The sequence below is a fragment of the Methylobacterium sp. AC315 genome (assembly GCF_979253755.1).
The window spans coordinates 1-20,783 of the sequence record NZ_CEEDEA010000006.1 but is presented as its reverse complement, the minus strand read 5'-3'; the positions used below and the strand labels follow the sequence as shown (position 1 = coordinate 20,783).

Annotated in this window: 19 protein-coding genes and 1 pseudogene; 16 read left to right on the top strand and 4 right to left on the bottom strand. The window is 68.0% G+C overall.

What is annotated here, in order from left to right:
* Window positions 1–14: 14 nt before the first annotated feature.
* The gene (tsf, locus tag AC0IY0_RS12245; protein ID WP_147908127.1) at window positions 15–941 is read left to right on the top strand and encodes a translation elongation factor Ts; all 927 of its coding nucleotides are present in this window, start codon (window positions 15–17) and stop codon (window positions 939–941) included.
* A gap of 216 nt (window positions 942–1,157) precedes the next feature.
* Here the strand turns inward: tsf and AC0IY0_RS12240 are convergent, their stop codons facing one another.
* The 3 genes from AC0IY0_RS12240 to AC0IY0_RS12230 form a co-directional block, all read right to left on the bottom strand.
* Complete coding sequence (locus AC0IY0_RS12240) at window positions 1,158–1,556, bottom strand: nuclear transport factor 2 family protein (RefSeq protein ID WP_246691982.1); 399 nt, start codon at window positions 1,554–1,556, stop codon at window positions 1,158–1,160.
* 377 nt (window positions 1,557–1,933) lie between these two features.
* Window positions 1,934–2,749 carry a metallophosphoesterase family protein gene (locus AC0IY0_RS12235; protein WP_471763911.1) on the bottom strand — a complete coding sequence of 272 codons (816 nt, stop codon included), beginning with the start codon at window positions 2,747–2,749 and terminating at the stop codon, window positions 1,934–1,936.
* A complete protein-coding gene (locus tag AC0IY0_RS12230) occupies window positions 2,746–3,678 on the bottom strand; it encodes a diacylglycerol/lipid kinase family protein (RefSeq protein ID WP_471763910.1) in 933 nt (310 codons plus the stop codon). The genes AC0IY0_RS12235 and AC0IY0_RS12230 overlap by 4 nt, the downstream gene beginning before the upstream one ends.
* A gap of 188 nt (window positions 3,679–3,866) precedes the next feature.
* Here AC0IY0_RS12230 and pyrH point away from each other — a divergent pair, with 188 nt between their 5' ends.
* The 14 genes from pyrH to AC0IY0_RS12160 all read left to right on the top strand — a co-directional run bounded on the left by pyrH (window position 3,867) and on the right by AC0IY0_RS12160 (window position 18,649).
* Window positions 3,867–4,589: a UMP kinase gene (gene pyrH, locus AC0IY0_RS12225; protein ID WP_147908130.1), complete on the top strand. Its 723-nt coding sequence runs from the start codon at window positions 3,867–3,869 to the stop codon at window positions 4,587–4,589.
* Window positions 4,590–4,760: 171 nt separating this feature from the next.
* Window positions 4,761–5,324 carry a ribosome recycling factor gene (gene frr, locus AC0IY0_RS12220; protein ID WP_147855135.1) on the top strand — a complete coding sequence of 188 codons (564 nt, stop codon included), beginning with the start codon at window positions 4,761–4,763 and terminating at the stop codon, window positions 5,322–5,324.
* 19 nt (window positions 5,325–5,343) lie between these two features.
* Window positions 5,344–6,201, top strand: a complete 858-nt coding sequence (locus tag AC0IY0_RS12215; protein WP_471763909.1) for a phosphatidate cytidylyltransferase — start codon at window positions 5,344–5,346, stop codon at window positions 6,199–6,201.
* A gap of 32 nt (window positions 6,202–6,233) precedes the next feature.
* Window positions 6,234–7,412, top strand: coding sequence for a 1-deoxy-D-xylulose-5-phosphate reductoisomerase (gene dxr / locus AC0IY0_RS12210; RefSeq protein WP_419830695.1), 1,179 nt, complete (start codon window positions 6,234–6,236; stop codon window positions 7,410–7,412).
* Window positions 7,413–7,466: 54 nt separating this feature from the next.
* Window positions 7,467–7,859, top strand: coding sequence for a hypothetical protein (locus tag AC0IY0_RS12205; RefSeq protein WP_471763907.1), 393 nt, complete (start codon window positions 7,467–7,469; stop codon window positions 7,857–7,859).
* Window positions 7,860–7,898: 39 nt separating this feature from the next.
* Window positions 7,899–9,281, top strand: a complete 1,383-nt coding sequence (locus AC0IY0_RS12200) for a PepSY-associated TM helix domain-containing protein (RefSeq protein ID WP_471763906.1) — start codon at window positions 7,899–7,901, stop codon at window positions 9,279–9,281.
* Window positions 9,282–9,306: 25 nt separating this feature from the next.
* Window positions 9,307–9,699 carry a DUF2946 family protein gene (locus AC0IY0_RS12195; protein WP_471763904.1) on the top strand — a complete coding sequence of 131 codons (393 nt, stop codon included), beginning with the start codon at window positions 9,307–9,309 and terminating at the stop codon, window positions 9,697–9,699.
* Between the two features lie 65 nt (window positions 9,700–9,764).
* Complete coding sequence (locus tag AC0IY0_RS12190; protein WP_471763903.1) at window positions 9,765–12,077, top strand: TonB-dependent receptor family protein; 2,313 nt, start codon at window positions 9,765–9,767, stop codon at window positions 12,075–12,077.
* Window positions 12,078–12,279: 202 nt separating this feature from the next.
* Window positions 12,280–13,173, top strand: coding sequence for an ABC transporter substrate-binding protein (locus AC0IY0_RS12185; RefSeq protein WP_471763902.1), 894 nt, complete (start codon window positions 12,280–12,282; stop codon window positions 13,171–13,173).
* On the top strand, window positions 13,170–15,209 hold the full coding sequence (locus AC0IY0_RS12180; protein WP_471763901.1) for a sensor histidine kinase: 2,040 nt from the start codon (window positions 13,170–13,172) through the stop codon (window positions 15,207–15,209). The genes AC0IY0_RS12185 and AC0IY0_RS12180 overlap by 4 nt, the downstream gene beginning before the upstream one ends.
* Entirely contained in the window at window positions 15,206–15,604 is a 399-nt protein-coding gene (locus AC0IY0_RS12175) for a response regulator (protein WP_147908138.1), read from the top strand. Before AC0IY0_RS12180 ends, AC0IY0_RS12175 begins: the two co-directional genes overlap by 4 nt.
* Window positions 15,601–16,866, top strand: a complete 1,266-nt coding sequence (locus tag AC0IY0_RS12170) for an adenylate/guanylate cyclase domain-containing protein (protein ID WP_147908139.1) — start codon at window positions 15,601–15,603, stop codon at window positions 16,864–16,866. The genes AC0IY0_RS12175 and AC0IY0_RS12170 overlap by 4 nt, the downstream gene beginning before the upstream one ends.
* 145 nt (window positions 16,867–17,011) lie before the next feature.
* On the top strand, window positions 17,012–17,998 hold the full coding sequence (locus AC0IY0_RS12165; RefSeq protein WP_471763899.1) for an ABC transporter substrate-binding protein: 987 nt from the start codon (window positions 17,012–17,014) through the stop codon (window positions 17,996–17,998).
* Window positions 17,999–18,316: 318 nt separating this feature from the next.
* Complete coding sequence (locus AC0IY0_RS12160; RefSeq protein ID WP_147908141.1) at window positions 18,317–18,649, top strand: hypothetical protein; 333 nt, start codon at window positions 18,317–18,319, stop codon at window positions 18,647–18,649.
* A gap of 1,042 nt (window positions 18,650–19,691) precedes the next feature.
* Here AC0IY0_RS12160 and AC0IY0_RS12155 read toward each other — a convergent pair.
* Window positions 19,692–20,057 (bottom strand): c-type cytochrome, encoded by a 366-nt coding sequence (locus tag AC0IY0_RS12155; protein ID WP_419830702.1) that lies wholly within the window; start codon window positions 20,055–20,057, stop codon window positions 19,692–19,694.
* 335 nt (window positions 20,058–20,392) lie between these two features.
* Between AC0IY0_RS12155 and AC0IY0_RS12150 the strand changes: the two are divergent.
* A pseudogene (locus AC0IY0_RS12150) lies at window positions 20,393–20,707 on the top strand (helix-turn-helix domain-containing protein); the annotation flags it as partial.
* Window positions 20,708–20,783: the final 76 nt, after the last annotated feature.

Sequence of the window (20,783 nt, the reverse complement as noted above, 5' to 3'; positions counted from 1 at the left end):
CGAAAGGGACCGCCATGGCCAACATCACCGCCGCGATGGTGAAGGAGCTCCGGGAGAAGACCGGCGCGGGCATGATGGACTGCAAGGGCGCGCTCAACGAGACGCAGGGCGACATCGAGGCGGCCATCGACTGGCTGCGCAAGAAGGGCCTCGCCAAGGCCGCCAAGAAGGCCGGCCGCGTCGCCGCCGAGGGCCTGGTCGCCGTGGAATCTGCCGGCCATCACGCCGCGATCGTCGAGGTCAATTCCGAGACCGACTTCGTCGCCCGCAACGACGCCTTCCAGGCCTTCGCCCGCGAAGCCGCCAAGATCGCCCTCAACACCGACGGCACGCTGGAGGGTCTCCAGGCCGCCCATTTCCCGGGCGCCACTGAGACTGTCTCGGAGAAGCTGCAGAGCTTGATCGCCACAATCGGCGAGAACATGAACCTGCGGCGGGTCGCCAAGCTCGAGATCAAGAAGGGCGTGATCGCCTCCTACGTCCACAGCCAGGTCTCCGACGGCCTCGGCAAGATCGGCGTGCTGGTGGCGCTCGAGTCCGAGGGTGACGTCGAGGCCCTGTCGGCGCTCGGCCGCCAGATTGCCATGCACGTCGCCGCCACCAACCCGGTGGCGCTGGACGCGTCGGGCGTCGACGCCGCAACCCTGGAGCGCGAGTCGAACATCCTGCGCGAGAAGAACGCCGGCAAGCCGGATCACGTGCTCGCCAAGATCGTCGAGAGCGGCCTCAAGAGCTACTACAAGGAGGTCACCCTCCTGGAGCAGCCCTTCGTGCACGACGGCTCGAAGACGGTCAGCCAGGTGCTCAAGGAAGCCGCCGGCAAGGTCGGCGGCGCCGTCGCCCTGACCGGCTTCGTCCGCTACGCCCTGGGCGAAGGCATCGAGAAGGAAGAGGGCCCGGACTTCGCCACCGAAGTCGCCCAGCAGGCCGGCCGCGCCTGATCCTTTTCGGACCTTTGGGTTCGGAAATTCGAAACCCCGCCCGGCGCGAGCTGGGCGGGGTTTCTTATGGGCGGGGCCACGATTTGAACGACGCGGCTTGGCGGTTCCAGGGCGGTGGCGGGCTCGAATCGTTCCCTCGACACCGATCGATTGCTGCCCTCGAGCGGACGCTCATCGCGGCATCTGATGCACCGTGTCGACGTCCAGCACGCGCCTCTACTTTGTCGGCGGGTCCAGCATCACCCAAAGGCGCGTAATCCGACCCTCGACGATTTCCGCAACGTCTGAGCCGTTGAGGGTGACCGGGCCATCCTGTGGGCCGGCATGCCAGCGCAGAACGCCGAACCCGTGATGCCCGGTCGCAGCGCCATCAGGCACGAAGCGGAAGTTTGACCCGAACTCCTCGAGGAGCTTGCCGGCGACGGCGGAAATTGCCGCGCGTCCCCTGACGACGTCGGCCGGTTCATACATGACCGGATCGGCAACGAAGAGTTCATCCAACGCGTGATCACGCTTGGCGCTGTCGCGTTCGTTGAACACCCGTTCGAGGTTCGCCCGAAGTAGGCGGTCGTAGTCCGGTTCATTTGGCTTCAATGCAGTCGTTCCGTCCGGCACGGCACTTCCTTTCGTGGTGGCAATCCGGGTTGCGAGCGTAACCTCGGATACGGCGAGTTAGAAGGTCCGGACGGGGTCTTGCGAAGAACTGAGGTGCCTGCTTCGGTCCGAACCTTGCCTATGAGCGGCCGGGCTGATCTCCGCCCATCGCTGCCCATAAGACGCTGCGCGGGCTGCGTTCGGATCCTCATCCCCGACGCCCCGTGCTGCAGCGCACACGCGTTTCGATACGGCCGCGCTACATGCCGTCCATGGCTTTGAAAACCTTCTCCTACCTGATGATCGGCGTGTTCGCGTCCGGTTTGGTCATGACCCTTTTGGGCTCCGTCGGATTGTTCGCCGGGAGCTGAAACACGGCGCCGGCGTGAACGCTTCAGTCATGCCGGCGCTAGATCGATCCAGGCGCCCCCGTCCCAGACCCGGACCCGGACGGTGGCGCAGCCCTCCGCGACAATGATGCGATTATAGGAATTGGGCTCGTTGCCCCGCAGGCGCGTCGAGGTCGCCGAGCCGGCCTGAATGGTCAGCAGCCGCCCCGGGCGTGCTGGGACCAGAGTCCGGTCGAGCGTATCGGGGACTGATCCCCCTCCTTCCGCGTAGCGCGCATAGTGCCGATGCAGGTGGCCGGCGAGCGTCAGCCCCACGCCGCACCGGCGGAACAAGGCCAAGGCCCGGTCGGCGTGCCCGACCGTGCGCGTTCCCGGGTCCCAGGGCGGCGGCAGGAACGGGTGGTGGCCGACCACGATCTTGAACAGCTGGTCGGGCATCGCACAGAGACGGGCCTCCGCTCGGGCGAGCTGGCTGCGGCGGATCACGCCGTGCGACCAATTCGGCTCCGGCGCCCAGCGCCGTGCGGTGTTGAGGCAGACGACCCCGATCTCGGCGTCCTCAAAGCACGGCTCGGTCTCGGCCGCGATGGCGCGCCGATAGCGCGTGAACGGGGACACGAAGCGCTGGACCAGCCGGAACGGCGAGATGTCGTGGTTGCCCGGCACCCCGATCCAAGGCGTCTTCAGGCGACGGAGGAAGGCGCGGGCCTGCGCGAATTCCGACGGGCGTGCAGCCATGGTGAAGTCGCCAGACGCTACGATCATATCCGGCGCATCGGCGTTCAGCTCGTTGATCAGGGCCTCCGCCACGGCCGGGTCGGTACAGCCGAAATGCAGGTCGGAGATGTGACTGATCCGTCTCACCGGCGTTCGCCCATCCCGGGGACGATTACGGTCAGCGCCCGCCGGTGAATCCGGTAGCGCAGCGGAGTCGGGAGCAGCATCACCTCGCCGTCGTTCATGACCCGCAGCGCCCGCGTCTCCGATGCGATGGTCAGGTTGGCGGCCGGCAGCCGTTCCACGTCCGGCAGCCGCCGCCAGTCGCCCAACGCGAAGCCGAGGGCGAGGCGGAGGGTTCGCACCAGCGAGAGCTGCGACAGGACGTAGAGGGTGAGCTGCCCGGCATCGTTCGGTGACCGCACCAGAACGTGGCCGGGCCGCTCGGCATAGTCGCCGATCACCACCGCCAGCAGCCGGAACCGCCAGGTCCGCGCTACGCCGTCGATCGTGCCGGTCACGGTCAGCCGCGGATAGCGTACGAGATGGCGCAAAACCCCGTGGATCCAGCGCAGCAGGCTGCGCGAGCCGAGTTGCCGGCGATGGACTTCCCGGTGCCGCGTCACCCGCGCCGGCAGGCCGAGCACAGAGTTGATCAGGAACGTGCGGCCATTGACCTCACCGACGTCGATCCGCCGCCGGGTGCCCGAGACGAGGGCCGCCACCGCGGCATCGATATCGAGCGGCACGCCGAGGTCACGGGCCAGGAGATTCAGGGTGCCGAGCGGCAGGATGCCGAGTGGCGTCGCTTTCCCGACGAGGGCGGCGGCCGCGCACGCGATGGTGCCGTCGCCACCAGCGACCACCAGGGCGTCGATGCCCGGCTCCGACGCGGCGGCGGCGATCCGTACCGGCAGAGCCGCCCCGCGGTCGGCCTCCCCCAGGGGCTCGATCCCGGCCGCCACGAGCTTCTCCCGGATCGCCTCCGGCGTCGTGCCGGACGCCACGGCCCCGGACGCGGCGTTGCCGGACGCCACGGCCCCGGACGCGGCATTAATGACGAGTGCGATGCGCATGAAATCCCGGGTGTTCATCCCGATGGCGTGCCCCGCTCCTCTGCCAAAGCTGCACGTCGATCGCGTGTCGGTGGGACTTCGTCCCCGTGATCCCCGCCGGGATCGGCGTCCGCCCCTCGACGCCGATCCCGCGGCTGACGTAGAAGCCTCGCGGGTTCGGGTGATGCGGTATGGAACCGGAGATCGAGATGCCGGAAGCGACGCCGTTTCGCCGTATCCTCCTCAAGCTGTCGGGCGAGGCCCTGGCCGCCCCGGACGGCTACTGGCTCCATCCGCCGACGCTGGCGGCGCTCGCCGAGGACATCGCCCGCACGATCGAGTCCGGGGCCGAGATCGCCATCGTGGTCGGCGGCGGCAACATGATCCGTGGGGCCCGCATCTCAGCGGCCGGCTGGATCGACCGGGCCACGGGTGATTCCCTAGGCATGATGGCCACCGTGATGAACTCACTGGCGATCGAGACCGCGCTCAACGCTGCGGGCGTGCCGGCCCGGACCATGTCGGCGGTATCGATGCCGACGATCTGCGAGACCTATGCCCGCCAACCGGCCCTGCACCACCTCGACAAGGGTCAGGTGGTGGTCCTGGCCGGCGGAACCGGCAACCCGTTCTTCACCACCGACACGGCCGCGGTGCTGCGCGCCGCCGAGTTGCGCTGCGACGCCGTGCTCAAGGCCACGCAGGTCGATGGCGTCTACTCGGCCGACCCCAAGAAAGACCCGCACGCCACGCGCTACGACCGCCTGACCCACGACGAGGCGATCGCCCGCGACCTCAAGGTGATGGACACCGCAGCCTTCGCGCTCGCCCGCGAGAGCCGGCTGTCGATCGTGGTCGGCTCGCTGCATCCGCCGAGCTCGATCGCCGGGATCCTGTCCGGCGAGGCACCCTCGACCCTCGTGGCGCCCTGATCCGGCCCGGGACGCGCGCTCCTCGACGCGCATCGTTGGTGTCCAAAAACAGGTCGTCACCTTTCGGGACGATGCTCCAGAGGTTTGCGGCACCGGGAAAATTCCGCCATTGAGGCCGCGACTGCCCGTACCGGGCGAGAAGACGACGTCAGATCTGTCGGGACCACCACCATGGCCACACCGGAATTCGACCTCAACGACATCAAGCGCCGCATGCAGGGCGCGGTCGCGTCGCTCTCCAAGGATCTCGGATCCCTGCGGACCGGACGCGCCACGCCCTCGCTGCTCGATCCGATCCAGGTCGATGCCTACGGCTCTTCGATGCCGATGGCACAGGTCGCAACCGTGAGCGTGCCGGAGCCGCGGCTCCTCTCGATCTCGGTCTGGGACCGCAGCATGGTCACCGCCGTCGAGAAGGCGATCCGCGAATCCGATCTCGGCCTCAACCCGCAAACTGAGGGCCAGACCATCCGGCTGCGCATCCCCGAGATGAACGAGCAGCGCCGCAAGGAGATGGTCAAGGTCGCCCACAAGTACACCGAGGAGGCGCGCGTCGCCGTGCGCCACGTCCGCCGGGATGGGCTCGACCACCTCAAGAAGCTCCTGAAGGACAGCGCCATCTCGGAGGACGACGAGAAGCGCCAGGCCGCCGACGTCCAGAAGGCGACCGACCAGTACATCGCCGAGATCGACGGCGTGCTCGCCTCGAAGGAGAAGGAGATCATGCACGTCTGAGGCGAAGGCCGAGACGCGCGTGCCCCCCACCGCCCCACCGGCCGCACGCCCCTCCGGGCGGCGCGAACTCTGGCTGCGCGTCGCCTCGGGCGTGGTGCTCGCCCCCGCGATCCTGGCGGCCCTCGTCTATGGCGGCTGGCCGTTCGCCGGGATCTGGCTCGCTGCCGGCATCATCGGCTTCGCCGAGTGGATGGTGATGAGCCGCACCGAGCCGCGCGAGGTGCTGATCGCGCTCGGCGCGGCGACGCTCGCCGCCCTCCTGCTGTGCCAGCGTGGCGGCGCACCCGCCCTCGCCTGCATCGCCGTCCTGCTCCTCGGGGCCGCGGCCTGCGCCACGGTGGCCCGCACCGCCTCCGGCCGCCTGCGTGCGCTCGCCGGCGTACTCGGGGCGGCCGCGATCGCCTCGGTGCCCGTGGCCCTGCGCGACGATCCCGGGATCGGCCTCATTGGCCCGGCCTGGATGTTCGCGGTGGTCTGGTCCACCGACATCGCCGCCTACTTCGCCGGCCGCAAGATCGGCGGGCCGAAGCTGATGCCCCGGGTTTCGCCCAACAAGACCTGGTCGGGCGCCATCGGCGGCCTGATCGGCGCCGTCGTGGCCGGGTCGCTTGCGGCCATGGCCGCCGACCTCGCCGGTCTGGAACTGCCGAGCGCCGCTTCCTTGCCGGTGGTCGCCGGGGTGAGCGCCCTGGCCTCCGTGCTGAGCCAGGCCGGCGACCTTGCGGAGTCCGGTCTGAAGCGCCGCTACGGGGTCAAGGATTCGAGCAAGATCATCCCGGGCCATGGCGGCGTTATGGACCGGCTCGACGGGTTTTTCGCAGTCGCCGTGCTGGCCGGGCTCTATCTCGCCCTGCGCGGGAGCGGCCTGATCCCATGACGCTATTCCATGACGATGAGGGAGTTTCACCCGTGACCCAGATCGTCACCGTGTTCGGCGCCACCGGCTCGATCGGCCGCTCCACCGCCGACCTGCTCGCCCAGCATCCGGACCGGTTCCGCACCGGCGCCGTCGTCGGCGGTCGCGACGCCATCGCGTTGGCCAAAGTCGCGCGCGAGCTCGGCGCATCCTTCGCGGCGCTGGCCGACGAGACCGCCGGCCCGGCGCTGGCCGAGGCGCTCTCGGGCAGCGGCATCGCCAACGGAGCCGGCGAGAGCGCTGTGATGGAGGCCGCCGCCCGGGACGCCGACATCGTGGTCGCCGCGGTGAGCGGCGCCGCCGGTCTGAAATCGACCCACGCCGCGCTCCGGCTAGGCCGCAAGGTCGCGCTCGCCAACAAGGAGAGCCTGGTCTGTGCCGGCGACGCCTTCATGCGCGACGCCACGCGCTACGGCGCCACGATCCTGCCGATGGATTCCGAGCACGACGCCCTGAGCCAGGCGCTCGCCGGCCGGCCGCTGGCGGATGTCCGCACCATGATGATCACGGCGTCCGGCGGCCCGTTCCGGACCTGGACCCGCGAGCGGATCGCCGCCGCCTCCGCCACCGAGGCCGCGGCCCATCCGACCTGGTCGATGGGCATGAAGATCAATATCGATTCGGCCAGCCTGATGAACAAGGGTCTGGAGCTGATCGAGGCCCACCACCTATTCGGCATCGAGCCCGAGCGCCTGGACGTGGTCGTGCACCCGCAATCGGTGATCCACGGCCTCGTCTACTGGCTCGACGGCGCCGTGACCGCGGAGCTGGCCCTGCCCGACATGCGCGTGCCGATCTCGCATTGCCTCGGGCTCGGCGACCGCCTGACCATCGCCCGGGGCCGGCCCCTGGATCTCGTGAAGCTCGGCGCGCTGACCTTCGAGGCGGCCGACGAGGAGCGCTTTCCGTGCCTGCGCATCGCCCGGGCGGCGCTGGCCGCTGGCGGTGCGGCGCCCACCGTGATGAACGCGGCCAACGAGGTGGCGGTGGCAGCCTTCATCGCCGGCCGGATCGGATTCTACGGCATCAGCGACATCGTCGAGCGGGCCTGCGAACACTTCGCCGGCCCGTACCGCACGGCACCCGCCGACGTGGACGAGGCGCTGGCTATCGACGCCCATGTCCGGGTCTGGAGCGCCGAGGCGCTGCCGGAGTTGCGCGCAGCCGGCTGAACGAACGTCGCGTGGGAAGCCGCTTCCGCGCTTCCGGCATCCCGTTGACGGCAGGTGGCGGAGACGCCTAACAACGACGCCATGCGCCGGTGCCTGCCCCAGACGGTTCAAGGCCGCGCGATCATCGGGATGGTCGCGCTCTACGCGCTGTTGCTTCAGGCTTTCCTCGGCTTTGCGACGCCGGCCCGCGCGGTCGGGCTGCCCGGTGCGGTCCTGTGCGCCGAGCACGGCTCGGGGGCGCCGGACAACGAAACTGTCGCGCACCACGCCCATCCGTGTTGCACGCTCGTGCAGGCCGGAAGCGTCGCGCTGCCCGTGTCCGAGCCGGCGGTGGTCGCGTGGCCGTTCGCGCCGGCTTCGCGCCTCGCCTGGCGGCCGGAAGCCGAGCTCCCGAAGACGGGCCCGCCGCGCACCGCCACCTCCGCCCGAGGTCCGCCCGCCGCCTGACGATCCCGCTTCCCGATCGTTCAGGCCCGGACCGTTCCCATGTCGATTCTTCTGCACGGCGATGCCCCAGCGTTCGGGGCCGTCGCCGCTCTGCGCGCATCCCGCGAGGCCGTCTATCGTGCCGTGTGGCGCTGGCACTTCTACGCCGGCCTGCTGTGCCTGCCGTTCCTGATCACCCTGTCGGCCACCGGGGCGCTCTACCTGTTCAAGGACGAGATCAACGGCAGCCTGTTCGCCTACCGGACCCGCGTGGCCGTCCAGGCGACGGCACCGCTCGGGCCGGACCGCCTGATCTTCAACGCCCTGCAGGCCGAACCGGGCGGGGTGCCGGTCTCCTATGCGGACCCGGCCGCGCCCGACGCATCGGCGGTGGTCACGCTGTCCGAGGGGGGACGCAAGCGCCTCGTCTACCTCGATCCCTATACCGGCTCGGTGCTCGACCGTGTGGATCGCGACGGCGAGTTCATGATGGTGGTGCGGCAGCTGCACAGCCTCAGCTATTTCGGCGCCTTGGCCAACGCGGTGGTCGAGGTGGTGGCGGGCTTCGCCATCATCCTGGTCGTCACCGGCCTGTACCTGTGGTGGCCGCGCGGCCAGGGCGGCGGCATCGTCAGCCTGCGGGGTACGCCGCGCCGCCGGGTCTGGTGGCGCGACTTGCACGCGGTGACCGGGCTCGTGGCTGGCAGCGGCCTGCTGTTCTTGGCGATCACCGGATTACCCTGGTCGATCTGGTGGGGGCAGCAGCTCCGGACCTGGTCGAACGCCGCAGGCCTTGGCCAGCCGGCGATCCTGTGGGCCGGCAAACCGGTCTCGAGAGTGCCGCTGCGCGCGCGGCTGCCGGATGCGGGCTGGACCTTGCAGGATGCGCCGGTGCCGCGCTCGCTGCCGGCTGGGCGGACGGCTGAACCGATCGGGATCGATCAGGCGGCGGACATTCTCACGCGGCTCGGGATGGAGCGGGGCTACGAACTCGCGCTCCCGGTCGGAGTCGACGGGGTCTACGCGGCCGCCGTCTACCCGCACGACGTCGCGCAGCAACGGATGATCTCCCTCGATCAGTACACCGGCGCACCTTTGGTCGACGTCCACTTTGCCGACCTCGGCTCGGTCGCGCGCGCGATCCAGTATGGGATCGGCATCCACAAGGGAGAGCATTGGGGCCGGATCAACCAGTTCGCCATGCTGGCGTTCTGCCTTGCCACGATCCTGCTCGCCGTCACCGCCGCCACGATGTGGTGGAAGCGGCGCCCAGCCGGCGGACTCGGTGTGCCGCCCTGGCCGCGGGACCGGCGGGTGGTGGCGACCGTCGCCCTGGTGATCGCCGGGCTCGGCGTGCTGTTTCCCCTGACCGGACTCGCGATCCTGGGCATGCTCACGATCGACTGCGCCGTTCAGGTCGCCCACCGGCGTAGGACCGCCTGACTCCAGACTGACGGGCTCGACGCCCGTGACGACCGATTTCGCGCATCCTGGGACGCGTACCCGATTCCTCGGAGCCGGGCTGATCCTGCTCGCCCTCTGGGTGCAGGCGCTCGCCCCGATGGCCGCTCTGCGGATGGCGTTGACCGCACCCGGGATGCTGCCCGGGGCGATCCTGTGCGGTCACCCGGCGGGAGACGACGCGATCGGCGCCACCGTGGAGCAACCGGTCGCGCCCCCGGCCTGTGAGGTCTGTCGGCTGTGTCGCGCCGGGATCGTCCCCCCGCCCCTTACGGGCAGCCCCACCGTCGCCCGGCCGCTGCGCTGGATCGCGGTGGCGTGGCCGATCCCGCCCCCATCGCGGCCGGACGCGCCACAGCGCATCACCGGCCAACCCCGGGCGCCGCCCCTCATCGCCTGATCACGTGCGCTCCCGTGTGGCGACTGTGCCGTCCGGTCCCCAGATCGATCAGACGAGAATTCAGGATGTTGATCCACCAGAATGCCGCGCGGTTCGGCGCGTTGGCCCTGCTGTTCGGCGGCGGCGCCCTCCCCGCCTCGGCGCAGCAATCCGTCATGCTCGATGAACTCTCCGTGGAGGGCGCGGCCAATCCCGGCTCCGGGCGGACCGCCATCGCGTCACCCTTCGGCATCGCCGCCCCTCCCGGCTCGGCCCCGTCGGTCATTGAGCACCCGGTCGGCCAAGTGGTCACCGGTATCGGCCGCGAAAACACTATCGCCGATCGCCCCGCGACCAGCATCGGTTCGGTGCTCGCCAACAGCCCCGGCGTCACCGTCCGCCAGGGCAATGGCGGGCGCGACGTGATCATCTCGATCCGGGGAAACAATGCCCGGTCCACCGGGGTGATCAAGAATACGGTGGTGCTGGAGGACGGCTTCATCCTCACTCAGCCCGATGGCGCGTCCCGCTTCGACTTGACCGACCCGCGGGCCTACAGCCGCATCGACGTCTTCCGCGGACCGCAATCGCCCCTGTTCGGCAACTATGCCACGGGCGGCGCCATCGCGTTCCGCACCCGCACCGGCCGCGAGATCGACGGCTACGAGATCGGCACCGACGCGGGCAGCTTCGGCTACCTGAACACCTACTTCACCGTCGGCAAGGCCAGCGGGCCGTTCGAGATCAGTCTGTTCGCCAGCGACGTCCGCGCCAACGGGTATCAGGATCATTCGAGCTTCAACACGCAGACCATCAACCTGCTCGCCAGCTACACGCCGACGCCGGACAACCGCTTCACCCTGAAGGTCATCAACAACAACCTCGACACGAATCTCGCGGCCCGCTCCTCCCTGGCGCAGTACCGGATCAATCCGTACCAACGCGGCTGCGCGGCGGCCGCGACCGCTGCCCCGGGCTGCACGACCTTCAGCCTGTTCCGCAACGGAGCATTCGGTGCGACCGTGCCGGTCACCGCCGACGAGGGCGCGTTCGGCCGCAAGGACCGGCGCACGGTCGTGGCGGCACGCTGGGAGCACGACATCGACGCGTTCACCACCTGGCGCACGCAGCTCGGCTTCGACGAACGCAACTTCAACCAGCCGTTCTACACGACCTCGGGCCGCGGCTCGTTCCCGGCCTGGAACTTCCTGACCGACCTGACGCGGCGCGGCGACCTGTTCGGCCTGCCGGCGGTGGGCTACGTCGCGCTCGCCTACAACACGATCGACAACCACAGCACGACCTACAACCGGGCGCCCTATGGCGGCCCGAGGCTCGGGGCGCTGATCGGCGTCCAGGACGCGGTGCAGTCGAATCTCGGCGGGCGGGCGCGGCTGGAGCTCGCCCTGTCTGACCGGTGGACCGGCGTGCTCGGGATCAGCGCCGAGGGCACAGCCATCACCGGCCGCAACCTCGCCTACAGCTACACGGCCGGGGGAGCGACCCGGACGGTGGCGGATGCCGACCGCAATTTCCTGAACGTCGCCCCCGAGATCGCGCTGGTCTACCGGCCGGACGAGACCTGGGCGCTCCGGGGCCGGGTCGCCACCGGGTACACCACGCCGGCCGCCAGCAACCTGTTCGTCACATCGGCCGGCCTGCCGGGCAACAACACCCAGCTTCAGACCCAGGAGAATCTCGGCTTCGACCTTGGGGCGGATTGGAGCCCGACCGAGACGTTGCGTTTCAGCGTGACCGGCTTCTACGAGTTCTTCCGCAACGAGCTGGTCTCGCAATCGCCGGGCGCTGGCCTGTTGTCCTACACGTTCAACGCGCCGGCCTCAGAGCATCGGGGCCTCGAGGTCGGGGCCGACTGGGCCTTCGCGCCGGGCTGGCGTGGGGTCCTGGCCTACACGTTCGATGACCAGATCTACACGCGCTACACCGAGCAGCTAAGTGCCGGCAGCTTCACGCGCCGGTTCGACCGGGCGGGCAACCAGATCCCCGGCGTGCCGGCCCACCAGCTCCTGGCCCGGGTCGGCTACGACGTGCCGGCGGGGCCGCTGGCCGGGCTCGGGGCGTTCGTCGAGACGGTGGTGCAGGGCGATTTCTACATCGACAACGCCAACCGGCTGAAGGCACCCGGCTTCGCGATCGTCAACGCCAACGTGCACTATGCGACGGAGCTGACCGGCGGCTACGCGAAGCGGCTGAACCTCTACCTGGAGGTGCGCAACCTGTTCGACACGACCTACGCCGCATCGGCCCAGACGATCGCCAATTCACTTAGCGGCACGACCGGCCTCCAGAACGGCGCCGCCGTGCTGGCGACCACCACGGGGTCCGTGTTCGCAGGTGCGCCACGCAACATCGTCGGGGGGATGCGGCTGGCATTCTGATAACTGCGTCCACCGCTCGGCCTTGGTAGCGCGGCCATGCGTGCCATAAGTTCTCGATCGGGCGTCGGGGGAATCAGGGATTGGGTCGCGATGGCGGAAGCACCGGCGCGGTGATCGGATGAGGCGGCGCAGCGTCCTTGCCGGGTTGTCGTGGGCCGCTGCGGGATGGCCGCTGGCTGCACCGGCCGAGGAGCAAGCCCGGGTGACGGCGCTCTGGCCGTTCGCGGACGGCGGCACCGAGGGCCGCACCCTCTCGGCCCTGTTCCGGGCGGCCCTGCGCGATCACGGCCGCGCGGACTTGCGCGTCGAGGACCGCTGGGGTGGGGCGGATGTGGAGCATACCCGCGCGTTGGCGGCCGAGATCGTGCGGTCGGAGCCGCGCGTGATCTTCGCGTTCCTGAACGCGCAGCTCTCCGCCGTGTCGTCCCTGACCCGAACGATTCCGATCATCTTCGTCGGTGCCTCCGACCCGGTCGGGTCCGGATACGTCGCCAGCCTTCAGAGACCGGGCGGCAACGTCACCGGCTTCACCCTGTACGAGGCGTCCCTGGCCGGGAAATGGCTGGCGGCCCTCAAGGAAGCGCTGCCGACGATCAGACACGTCGTGCTCTTGTCCAATGCCAACACGGAAATCCGGCGCGGCAACTTCTATTCCGAGGCGCTCTGGACGGCGGCGGCCTCCCTCGGCATCGAGACGGATGTCGTCATGGTCAGCCATGCCGACGCGATCGAGCCGCTCGTCGCGGATCTGGGGCGCCGGGGCGAGGCCGGGCTGATCGTGGCCCCGGGGACGTTCAGCGAGGCCAACGGTGACCGCATCGTCGCTCTGACGGCTCAGCATCGCGTCCCGGCGGTATTCGCGATCCGGCGCTTCGCGCATCGCGGCGGCCTGATGTCGTACGGTCCCGACCCGGCGGATGCCGTGCGCCGTGCGGCGGCTTACGTGGATCGCATCCTCCACGGCGAGAAGCCCGCGACCCTGCCGGTGCAGGCGCCGACGAAGTTCGACTTCATCGTGAACCTGAAGACGGCACGGACCCTGGGACTGGAGATCTCGTCGGCGCTGCTCGCCCAAGCGGACGAGATCGTCGAATGATGCGCGTGAACCCTGTCCCTGCGCCTGCGGGCCTGGAGATCCGGGCCCGACGCTTCCGCCTGCCGCTGGCGGCGAAGTTCGCGGTCGCCTTTGTGGGCCTCGTTACCCTGGTGCTGCTCATCAACGGCGTGGTCGACCTGCTGCTGAATTACGGCGACGCCAAACGAACCGCGATCGAGGTTCAGCGCGAGAAGGCGCACGCGGCTGCCGAGCGGGTCGAATCCTTCATCTCCGAGATCGAGAGCCAAATCGGCTGGACCACCCGGGCCGAATGGCGCCGCATCACTCCGGAACAGCAGCGCTACGACTTCATCCGACTGCTGCGGCAGGCGCCCGCGATCACGGAGGTCGCCTATCTCGATCCGAGCGGCAGGGAGCAGCTGCGGATCTCGCGCTTGGAACCTGACGTCGTCGGCAGCGGCAAGGATTTCTCGACGGCGCCGCGCTTCATCCAAGCGCTCGCCGAGAAGGTCTGGTTCGGCCCGGTCTATTTCCGGCGGGGATCCGAGCCGTACATGACCGTCTCGGTCGCCCATACCGGGCGCAACCCCGGCGTCACCGTGGCCGAGGTCAACCTGAAGCTGATCTGGGACGTGGTCAGCAGCATCCACAACGGCGCGGGCGGCTACGCCTTCGTGGTGACAGCCAGCGGGCGGCTGATCGCGCACCCGGATCTGAGCCTCGTCCTGCGGGACACGGACCTCTCCACCCTGCCGGAGGTCGCGAACGCCCTGGCGGCCCGCCGGACCGGCGCCAATCCCGACACGACGGATTACGGGATCGCCACCGCGTTCGACGGTGGCTCGGTGCTGGCGGCCCATGCCGCCATCCCGCGGGTCGACTGGATCGTGTTCGTGCAGGTGCCGCTGAGCGAGGCGATGGCGCCGCTCTACGCCTCAGTTGTCCAGACCCTAGCCCTGATGGGTCTCGGCGTGATGCTTGCGACGGTCGCCGGGACCTTCCTCGCCCACCGCCTGGTCGTGCCGATCCGCCAGCTCGAGGACGGCGCGGAACGCTTCGGATCCGGTGACCTGTCGGAGCGCATCGTGATCCGCACCGGCGACGAGATCGAGACCCTGGCCGACCGGTTCAACCTGATGGCGAGCCGCGTCCAGGAATCCTACGAGACCCTGGAAGCCAAGGTCGAGGAGCGGACCCACGACCTCAACAAGTCCCTCGACGATCTTCACAAGGCGCAGGACCGGCTGGTCCAGTCCGAGAAGCTCGCCTCTTTGGGGCAGCTCACCGCGGGGATCGCCCACGAGATCAAGAACCCCCTGAACTTCGTGAACAATTTCGCGTCCCTGTCCTCCGAACTTGTCGAGGAACTGCAGGAGGCGCTTCAGCCCGCCGCGCTCGATCCGAAGATCCGCGAGGAGGTCGACGAGATCGCCGATCTGCTCAAGGGCAACCTCGGAAAGGTCGTGCAGCACGGCAAGCGCGCCGATTCAATCATCAAGAACATGCTGCTGCACTCCCGTTCCGGGTCCGGCGAGCACCGCATGGTCGACATCAACGCCCTGGTCGAAGAGAGCCTGAACCTCGCCTATCACGGCGCCCGCGCGGCCCAGCCGGACTTCAACATCACCCTGAACCGCAATCTCGATCCGGCGGCCGGCGCCGCGGATGTTTACCCGCAGGAATTGACCCGCGTCCTCTTGAACCTGATGTCGAACGGATTCTACGCCACCGAGAAGCGCAAGACCGTGGAAACCGGGCCGGGTTACGAGCCTTCCCTGTCGGTGACGACCCGCGATCTGGGCGAGAGCGTCGAAATCCGTGTGCGCGACAACGGCACCGGCATCCCGGACAGCGTCAAGGCCAAGATGTTCGATCCGTTCTTCACGACCAAGCCGGCCGGAGAAGGTACGGGCCTCGGCCTGTCCCTGAGCCACGACATCCTGGTGAAGCAGCATGGCGGGGCCATCGACGTGGCCACCGAGGCCGGCCAGTTCACCGAATTCACGATCACGCTGCCGCGCGACGGCGCAAAGGCCGCGCAGCTGATCGTCGCCGCGGAAAAGAGCGAGCCATGAACGTCATCATCCTCGTCGTGGACGATGAGCCCGATGTCACCGACCTGTTCCGGCAGCAGTTTCGCCGCGAGTTGCGCGCCGGGCGTTTCGCTATGGAATTCGCGCATTCGGCTCCCGAGGCCCTGGCCTGCGTGAAAGCCGCGGACGGAGCCAGCCTGATCCTGATGTTCTCCGACATCAACATGCCGGGCATGACCGGGCTGGAGCTCCTCCCGCTCGTTCGGGCCGCACGCCCCAACGTCCCGGTGATCATGATCACGGCCTACGGCGACGCGGAGACGCGCGAGAAGGTCCTGGCGGGCGGCGCGGTGGATCTGATCACCAAGCCGATCGACTTCGACCTGCTGCGGGGTGAGATCGACCGTCGCCTGGCCTCCATCGCGGGGACGGCATGATCGCCGAGGCACCGCCGGCAAAGATCCTGGTCGTCGACGACGAGCCGGATCTCGAGGCGCTGATCACCCAGAAGTTCCGCCGTCAGATCCGCGACGGCCAGGTCGGATTCCTGTTCGCGCATGACGGCAACGAGGCGCTCAACCTGCTGGCCGAGAACTGCGACGTCGACATGGTCGTATCCGACATCAACATGCCGGGGATGGACGGGCTGACGCTGCTCGCCAAGCTTCAGGAATCCGACGACAAGCCCTCGACGATCATCGTCTCGGCCTACGGAGACATGGCCAACATCCGCACCGCCATGAATCGCGGGGCGTTCGACTTCCTCACGAAGCCGATCGATTTCACCGATTTCGAGACCACCATCGCGCGGACGCTCCGGCACGTCGGGACACTGCGCGAGGGTCGCCGGAGACAGATGCTGGCCGAGCGCGCGCACGCCTCCCTGGCGCGCTACTTTTCGCCCAATCTCGCCGAACGCTTGGCCGGCGACGCGTCGGGCCTGGAACTCGGCGGCGCGCGGCGCGAGGTGGCCTCGCTGTTCACCGACATCGCCGGGTTCACCAGTTTGGTCGAGAGCCTGGACCCGACCCAGCTCGCCGAAATCCTGAACGGTTACTTCGCCGAGATGACCGATCTCGTGTTCGCGCACGAGGGCACGGTCGCCAAGATCGTCGGGGATGCCATCCACGTCCTCTTCGGGGCCCCCGGCGACCAACCGGACCATGCCGCGCGGGCGGTCGCCTGCGCGCTCACCCTCGACACCGCCTCCGAGGCTTTCCGGGCCCGCTGGCGGGACCGGGGGATCGAGATCGGCGCGACCCGGATCGGCGTTCATGCCGGGCCGGCCATCGTGGGCAATTTCGGGGGGGGCCGGTATTTCGACTACACGGCCTACGGCGACACCATCAACACGTCCGCACGTCTCGAGAACGCCAACAAGGCTTTCGGCACGCGGATCTGCGTCAGCCAGAGCGTGGTGATCCGGACGGAGCAGTTCCGCGGGCGCCCGGTCGGCGATCTCGTCCTGCGCGGCAAGCAGGGGGCGCTGCGTGCGTTCGAGCCGTTGACCGAGGCTGAGTACGACGCGGCGATGCTGGACCGTTATCTCGATGCCTTCGCCAAGCTGGAGGCGGGTGAGGCCGGCGCCATGCCGGCTTTCGCAGCCTTGATCGGGCTTCGGCCCGACGATGCCCTGTCGGCGTTCCATCTCAAGCGCCTGCTCAACGGCGCGTCCGGAACGCGCATCGAAGTCCGTTGAGCCCGATCATGCCCTCGACCCGCAGTCCGCGATGGCCGACACGCGAAACACGGTTCTCTGTCAATCGAGCAGCAGGCGGGATGGCGCGTCCTTCGATCGGCCGACCGCGCGACTGCCTCAGCCGGAGTTCTCCGGGAATACGCGCATGAGGCGACGCGACGTCCTGGTGGGCCTCGGAGGCGCCATCGCCTGGCCCGCGGCCGGATGCGGCCAGACCCCGGCTCGGCGCCGTCTCGGTGTCCTCCTGGTCTACGACGAGGGTCATCCGGATGTGTCGATCATTGTCGGCACGCTCAAGGACAGCCTGCAGAAGCTCGGCTGGACCTGGGGCCAGAACCTCGCCGTGGACCTGCGGTACGGCGATGGCGACAGCGCGAAGATGCGCCGGCAGGCCGACGAGATCCTGGCGGCCAAGCCCGATCTGGTCTTCGCGCAAGGTGTCGTCGGGACGACGGCCCTTCAGCAGGCGACCACGACCACACCGGTGGTGTTCATCCAAGCGCAGGATCCGGTCGGCGGCGGCCTGGTCGCCAGCCTGTCGCGGCCCGGCGGCAACCTGACCGGGTTCACAAATTTCGACTACACATTCGTCGGAAAGTGGTTGCAGCTCCTCAAGGAACTCAGCCCCGGCGTGACGCGGGCGCGCGCCATCATCAATCCGGATTACCGCACGCGGTTTGCCGGCTACAGTGCCGAACTCGCCCGGATCGGCCCGGAACTTCACATCCAGGCCGAGGCCAGCGGCGTCCACGACGCGGCCGAAATCGAGCGGGCGATCACCACCTTCGCCGAGGAACCTCATGGCGGTCTGATCGTGCTGCCGGATGCGATCACCGGAGTCTACAGCCGGCAGATCATCGACTTGACCGCCCGGCATCGCATGCCTGCGGTCTACGCCTACGCGGCCCAGGTCCGCATGGGCGGGCTCGCGGCCTACACGACCAGCGTGGCCCGGGACGTCCAGCAGGCCGCCGGGTACATCGACCGGATCCTGCGCGGGGCGTCCGTCGGCGACCTGCCGGTGCAGGCGAGCGAGCGCTTCATGACCCTGATCAACCTGAAAACCGCCGCGTCCCTCGACTTGACGATCACGCCGTCGCTCCTCGCGACGGCCGACGAGGTGATTGATTAGCACAGATGGTGGTTTCGGGCGGCACCTGGCGCGCACTTAACCGCGCGACACCGCGATGATCGACACGATGTCCGCAGGCGCCTCCAACCATGCAGAACGCCGCGCATTCGTGAACGGCACGAACCGGTCTCGTGGTTCTCCTCCAGCTCTTTGTCCTGGACGGAACCCGCGCACATGAGAGATTATTCCGGTACGCCGCTTTGTCCTGCAAGGCCGACCACGAACATGGCGACTGACGTAGAGACAGCGACTGCAACTCCGGCGTCGAACCACATTTCCCTAAACTCGTTCTTGCTTCGTACCGATAAGGAAGTCCGCATGAAGGCGATTTCAGCGACCGTTTTGGGTCTGGCGCTCCTCAGCGCCGTGGCCCCGGCCTTGGCCCAACCCTATGGCGGCCGAGATTACGGCTACGACCGCGGCGACTATGACCGTCGCGAACGGGACTACGATTCGCGGGACCGCCGTGATTACGGGCGGGATTATGATCGTGCACCCCGCGGCGGACGAGGCGATTATGCGTTCGACGAGATGGAGTATCTGCGCTGCAATCCGGACGTCCGCCGTGCGGTCATCAGCGGGCAGGTGAAGTCCGGTCTGTATCACTACCGGAAGATTGGAATGGCCGAAGGCCGCCGTCTCAGCTGCTGATTGGCAGCAATCGCGCTGCGGCTCATAAGCCGGCCTTTATAAAACGCGGCCCCTTTTCTTGGGGCGAACTGCTGGCCCCGGACCCCTGCGTCACTGCGGGATCCGAGGCCGTCTTGATCGGCGCGCCATTCAACATGCTGAACGACGCAGTCCGAAGAGGCTCGATCGTTACTTGCTGCTTCCGCCACCGCCGCCGCCCTGGGGTACGGCGCGCTCGGGCTGGTTGGCATTTCCGGCGGACGAGGAGCTGTTGGACCGCGTATCGGCCGGCTGACCTGTCGGCGATGCCGTCACGGCGGCGTTGCCGCCGGTGGTGCTGTTCTGCGGCGCCACGACGCCCGGCGTTCCAGGGGCCGCGGGCGCGGTGGCAGGGGCCTGTGCAGACGCTTGCCCGGCAAGGAAGAGGCTGGCGACGGCCGCAGCCGTGAGAACGCGAATGGGCATCGTTTATCCTGATTGACCGAAGTCTTCGGGAACGCACTCACACGCCCAACGGTTCAAAAGCCGGCGCAACAAGCAGAACGCGCAGTAAACCTGCAACCATGCGTCGAGCGGTTCCACCCAAATTTGCATCCTGAGCGGGTCCGACAGCTCGGAGCCTCTAAGGCCAAGCCGCCTCAGATCAGATAGATGGTGCCGTGGTTCTCGAAGGCTTCCGGACAGTCGTTCTGGTCCATCAAGCGCTGGGCCTTCGCTAGCATCAGGTGACGCGCGACGGCCAGGACTGCCAGGGTCATCCGCTGTCGCGACAAGTTGGACTTCTGCGATCTCGGTCGCCGACGCGGTGCGCCAAAGATTCGAGAGCAAGAAAAACCCCGCGCGGCAGAAGCCGGCGGGGCTCAAGGAAAATGACGCTCGGTGCGTTACGCCGGCGACCGATCAAACGGTAGCAATACCAGTCACCAAAGTAAAGCTATCGTGATGACTTTCAGAACGAAATATTTGCCACAAATTTTTGTGATCACCAGGGATTATTTGGACCTCAATGACTCGGAATAGCTCATCTGTGCTGAGGCGCTCGATCCTTCGCTCGAGAGCCTCCTCAGGACTGGGCCTTCAGGTAGGCGATCACGTCGTTGATCTTTTTGTCGTCGGTGAAGCCCTGGAAGATCATCTTGTTGCCGGGAACCTTTGCCTTCGGGTTCTTCAGCCACTCGTGAAGGTTGGCCTCGTCCCAGGTGAGGCCGGAATTCTTCAGCGCGGCAGAGTAATTGTAGCCCTCGTAGGTGCCGGCCTTGCGCCCGACCACGCCCTTGAGATCCGGACCCACCCCGTTCTTCTGGAAGTTGTGGCACGCCTTGCAGGGGGCGAACGCCTTCTCGCCGGCAGCCGCGTCACCAGCCTCCTGGGCCTGGGCCGAAAGCGGGATCAGGGCGGCGAGAACAGCGCCGAGAACGAAAGAACGCATGGATTTCCTCTTCGGCCAGGCGGGACGGATGGCGATGCGAAGCCTGGCGCAGTGAGGTGTAGACGTCCGCTCAAGCCGCTTAATCCGGCACTCGGCTGGAACGCCGATTAAAATTATTCAAAGCCGAGATGCAGAAAGCTCATTCCGGAGGTGTGCAGGAAACCTGCTGTCAGAGGCCGCAACATCGGGCGTGAACCCGCTATCCGGCACCCAACCGGCTAGCGAGGTGGTGCGGCTCGCTCAATAGGTTCAGCACGAGCGCTCGCTCGCGCCCTTCCTAGATGTTTGGTCCCGCCGTGTGGTGATACATCTGGTGCCACATGGAGGGACGCGCTGTGGGACAGATTCTCCACGGCAGCGCCACAACGACAGAGACGGTCCGTCGGGCAATCCAAGCTCGTAAAGAGAGCGTGAGAGCCGCCGCGAAGCACTCTGGGATCAGCCCGACCACCGTGCAGAAGTGGCGGTCGCGTCCGTCCTGCACCGATGCGCGGATGGGACCGAAGGAGCCTCATTCCACGGTGCTGAGCCTGGAGCACGAAGCGGTCATCGTTGCCTTTCGCCGGCATACCCTGCTGCCACTGGATGACTGCCTCTACGCGCCTCAGGCCAGCATTCCGCACCTGACCCGCTCAAGTCTGCACCGCTGTGACCTGACCGGTATTTTGGACCGAGCCGATTGAGAGGCTACTGCATGGTGGCGGCCATGGGTAGCCGGAAGGCCAG